This is a genomic window from Intestinimonas sp., assembly GCF_026169115.1.
Lineage (GTDB): Bacteria > Bacillota > Clostridia > Oscillospirales > Oscillospiraceae > Intestinimonas.
The window spans coordinates 1-3,911 of the sequence record NZ_JAPFEA010000024.1 but is presented as its reverse complement, the minus strand read 5'-3'; the positions used below and the strand labels follow the sequence as shown (position 1 = coordinate 3,911).

The following is a 3,911-nucleotide window of genomic DNA, read 5'->3' as shown; positions in this document are numbered from 1 at the left end:
TTTCATATCAAGGGTATCATCCAAATACGTGATGATCTCAATTCCACGCTGCACGGACGCTTCAAAGGGCTCAAACTCTTTTTTGTCCAACGCGAGCTCAGCCTGTGTCAGGCGCTTGACCAGCTCATCGTACAGCAGCAGAAGGAGCTCTCCCTTTGTCATGGTATTGATGCTCTGCATTTTGTAGTTTTGGTACCCTCTCATGTCCATGACTGGCAGTCACCACTTCCCTCAAAATCCACCCATCAGTCCACTGAGCGAGGAACTCTGGGCGTTCATCTGCGCGATCAGCTGCTCCAGCTGGGAAAACTGTCTGGTGTAGCGATCCACCTGATCGGTCATCTTATCCGTCCACTTCTGGATCTGCGTTTCGAAGTTGTCGATCACCTTCTGCATGGTATTGGTGAGCAACGTGCTCGCAGCCTTGGGGGAACCGGCTCGCTCCACCAGGATACCCTTGGTGCCGACCACGCTGCCGTACCGGTCCAGGGTCTCCTTCATGGATTCCATCATGGTTTTGCCGTTTCCGGCGGCGGAGGTAAATGCTTCCTGGACCTGCTCCGGGTCGCTGTCCAGCGCGGCGCGCAGCTTCTCCTCGTTCACCGTCAGGGTGCTCAGGCCGTTGCTGTACGACACTTCGATCCCGATTTTTTTCAGCGCGGTGTTGGAGTTGAAGGAGTTGGTCAGCTGGTTATACAGGTTGGACAGGTCCCGGTCGCCAAAGAGCAGGCCCTGCTTGGCCTTTTCCTCATAGTTTTTGATCTCTGTTTCGGACATGCCCTCCAGCTCGTCGCTGGTCAGCGGCTCGTAGGACGCGCCGTTGGACTTCTGGAGCGGCAGGGTGGCGTAGGCGTCCTTGATCTCCTTCACCATGGCGTTGTAATCCTCGGCGAACTTCTTGATGGTGTCCACGATCTTGACCGAATCGGCGGCAGTGGTGAAGGAGACGGCGTTATCTCCCACGGCCTTGATCTTATCTTCGTCTTTACCCAGCTTTTCTATAACATTGAGCGCATTAGGATCATCATTGGGATCGTTAGTGACATAATCGCCGAAGGTCCCTTTCAGGGAGACCTGGAGACCGTCCACATCGAAGGTATTTCCGCTTCGGCTGATGCCGTCAAACACCTTCCCGTTGACAGCCATGGAGAAAATGGCGTCCTTGCCTTCCACCTCCACATCGCCGCCCGCTTTGCCAAACAGCTCGGCGGCCAGCCCCTTCATCTCGATCTTGCCCTGGGAGCCGGTCTCCCGGGAGGTGAACTGGAACTCGTTGCTGATTTTGGAGAAGCTGACGTCCACCCCGGCCTCGCTATTTTTGTTGATGGCGCTGATTACGCTCTCCAGCGTACTGTCCTCTGTGAAGCTGCCAATGGTTTTGCCATTCAGCTTGAAATCGTACAGGTACTTGTTGCCCTCGTCATTCACCCGGTAGTAGGAGTCCCCCTCCTTCTTGAGCATGTTGCCATTCTTATCTTTATACAGGTCATCCTTCACGTGGGTGAGCGCAGATGCGTCTACTTGATCCGCTTTGGCCCATTCTTTGTTCAGCCTACCTTCCAGCAACTCGCCCAGCGTCTTGTTCATGTTCGTATAGCTGGTCTCGTTGTTGCTGTCCATGCCCAGCAGCTTGCCGACGGAGCTGGAAACGCTCAGTGTGGAGCCGGCAGCGACCCCCAGCTTCCAGCCAGTAGAGCTATCCCCTTCCATCGTCACCTTCTTGTTAAACGCAGACTCAATTTCTTTTTTGAGCCCGTCCATGACATCTGCATAGTCTAGCTCATTACCCTTTTCATCCACGGCATTTAGGGTGAACCTTTTTGTCACGCCATCCAGCGTAATGCTGATCTCCTTGCCGTCCACCTGATCCGCCCAGGTGACTTTACTCTCCCAAGGCTTCTTCGCGTTCTCGTCATAGCTCAGCTTCGCAGGCTTCTCGCCGGACTCAATGTCCAGCGTATCCCGGATTTTGCCGCTGATTGACTTGATGTAGGTATTATTTGTACCCGTAAACGTAATGGTATTGCCACTGTGGACTGCCTTGATTTCGCCTTTATACCCTCCGTTCTTTTTGGCTTCCTCCAGCTTTGCATTGATCTTATCTGCCAGTCCAGCCATGTCCGTCACGCCGGCCATATCCTCTTCGGTCAGCTCGATGGTGACAGAGGCGCTGTCGCCGTTGGCGATGGTCAGGCTGCCGGTCAGGTTGCTGACGGTGATGTTATTTTGCGACGGATCCACCTTACCCAGCTGGATGCTCCCATCGGACGTCACCCCGTTCAGCTTGCTCTTATAGGTGGCCGCGGACGCCAGCTGCTTTACGCCCAGGATCTGGACCGTGCTGTTGGTCTTTCCGGTGGCGGAGACTTTGTCGGCATAGGTACCATGGGTCGAAACCTTTACGGAGCTGTTGAAGAAGCTGGAGCTCAGCAGATTGGTGCTGGAAGCATAGGAGGTGTATTTCTGGGAGAAATCAGCCAGCTTGTCAATGATACTTCTCAAAGCCTGCTGCTGCCAGGTCACCTTTGTCTGCTTTTGCTGGAGACTGCTGATCTTCATTTTATAGCCCGCAATCGCATTTTCGATCATGGCTTCCGTATCCATGCCGCTTGCCAGGCCAGAAATCACATTCCGGTTCCCATAAATGCTGCTCATGCTGCTTCTGCCCAATCCATTGATAGAAGTCATAGTGATTTACTCCTTTCACAAATCTGATTTTTCACTTGGTGGGATGATCTTTTCAAAAAAATGCTCATTCCCTCTATGTTTTTTTATCGACATATAGTACAATAAAAATAAGAGTAAAACTCATAGTTTTTGTTCCGGGAGGGATTGATCTTGTCAGAGGTCATAACCGTTACAAATCAAAAGGGCGGAGTCGGGAAAACCACCGTCACCGCCGCCCTGGTCTGCGGCCTGCGTCAGCGCGGCGCGCGGGTGCTGGGCATCGACCTGGACCCCCAGGGGAACCTGGCCTTTTCCCTTGGCCTGGACATCGGCGGCAGCGATACCATCTACGATGTCCTGAAAGGCGCCAAAAGCCCCTATGAGGCCATCGCGCATACAGAATATGGCGATGTGCTCTCCTCGGATATCATGCTCTCTGCGGCGGAGGCTGAATTTACCTCGCCCCGGCGGGAATTTATGCTTCACCAGCTCATCAGTTCGCTGAAAGCCGATTATGACTTTTTCATCATTGATACGCCGCCGGCCCTGAACCTTCTGACCATCAACGCCTATGTCGCCTCTACGGGCCTGATTATCCCCATGGAGGCCGAGGTCCTCAGTCTGGTCGGCATCTCTCAGATCCAGGATACCGTCGAAGCCGTCCGCGCCTCCTTCAACCCGGACCTGAAAGTGATCGGTCTTTTGTTCAATAAGTTCAACGCCCGGCTCACCCTGTCCAGAGAGGTGCTGGAGATGGCGGAGGAGGTGGCCGCCCAGCTGGGCAGCCGTGTGCTCCCGGCCAAGATCCGCCGGGGCGTGGATGTCGCCATGGCCCCCGCTCACGGGCAAAGCGTGTTGACCTACAAGCCGTCGTCCAAGCCCGCCGCAGACCTGATGGAGGTCGTAAACATCATCGCCGGCCCCCGCTTCCCGGCCCCGGAGCGCCGCTGATCCCGTTCAGTTTTTCGCATACAAGGAGTTTTTAATATGTCGTCAGCCAAAGAATCTAACACCAGCAAGACGGCCCACGTCATGAACCTGCTCAGCAGGAACCGCGGCGGAGCCTCCATCCCTGCCCCCGCCGCCGGCGAAGCGCCGGCAGCCCCCCAGCCTGCGTCGGCCCAGACGCCTGTGCCCACGCCGCCCATCATCGCCTCCATCCAGAATGACATCGCTGTGGCCTCCAAGATCAAGGACGCGCTGGAAGCAAGCCTGATGCAGGAGGAGGCTATGGAAAACCATGC

Annotated in this window: 3 protein-coding genes and 1 pseudogene; 2 read left to right on the top strand and 2 right to left on the bottom strand. The window is 55.1% G+C overall.

Annotated features, from left to right (window positions below; translation table 11 throughout):
• Both Q0Y09_RS02215 and fliD read right to left on the bottom strand, forming a co-directional pair.
• On the bottom strand, positions 1-204 hold a 204-nt coding region (locus Q0Y09_RS02215), incomplete at its 3' end, for a flagellar protein FliS (protein ID WP_367184321.1).
• Between the two features lie 27 nt (positions 205-231).
• Entirely contained in the window at positions 232-2,688 is a 2,457-nt protein-coding gene (gene fliD / locus Q0Y09_RS02210; protein ID WP_297716927.1) for a flagellar filament capping protein FliD, read from the bottom strand.
• A gap of 150 nt (positions 2,689-2,838) precedes the next feature.
• Here fliD and Q0Y09_RS02205 point away from each other — a divergent pair, with 150 nt between their 5' ends.
• Both Q0Y09_RS02205 and Q0Y09_RS02200 read left to right on the top strand, forming a co-directional pair.
• A complete protein-coding gene (locus Q0Y09_RS02205; RefSeq protein WP_297716925.1) occupies positions 2,839-3,618 on the top strand; it encodes an AAA family ATPase in 780 nt (259 codons plus the stop codon).
• Between the two features lie 36 nt (positions 3,619-3,654).
• Positions 3,655-3,911: pseudogene (locus tag Q0Y09_RS02200) on the top strand (hypothetical protein); the annotation flags it as partial.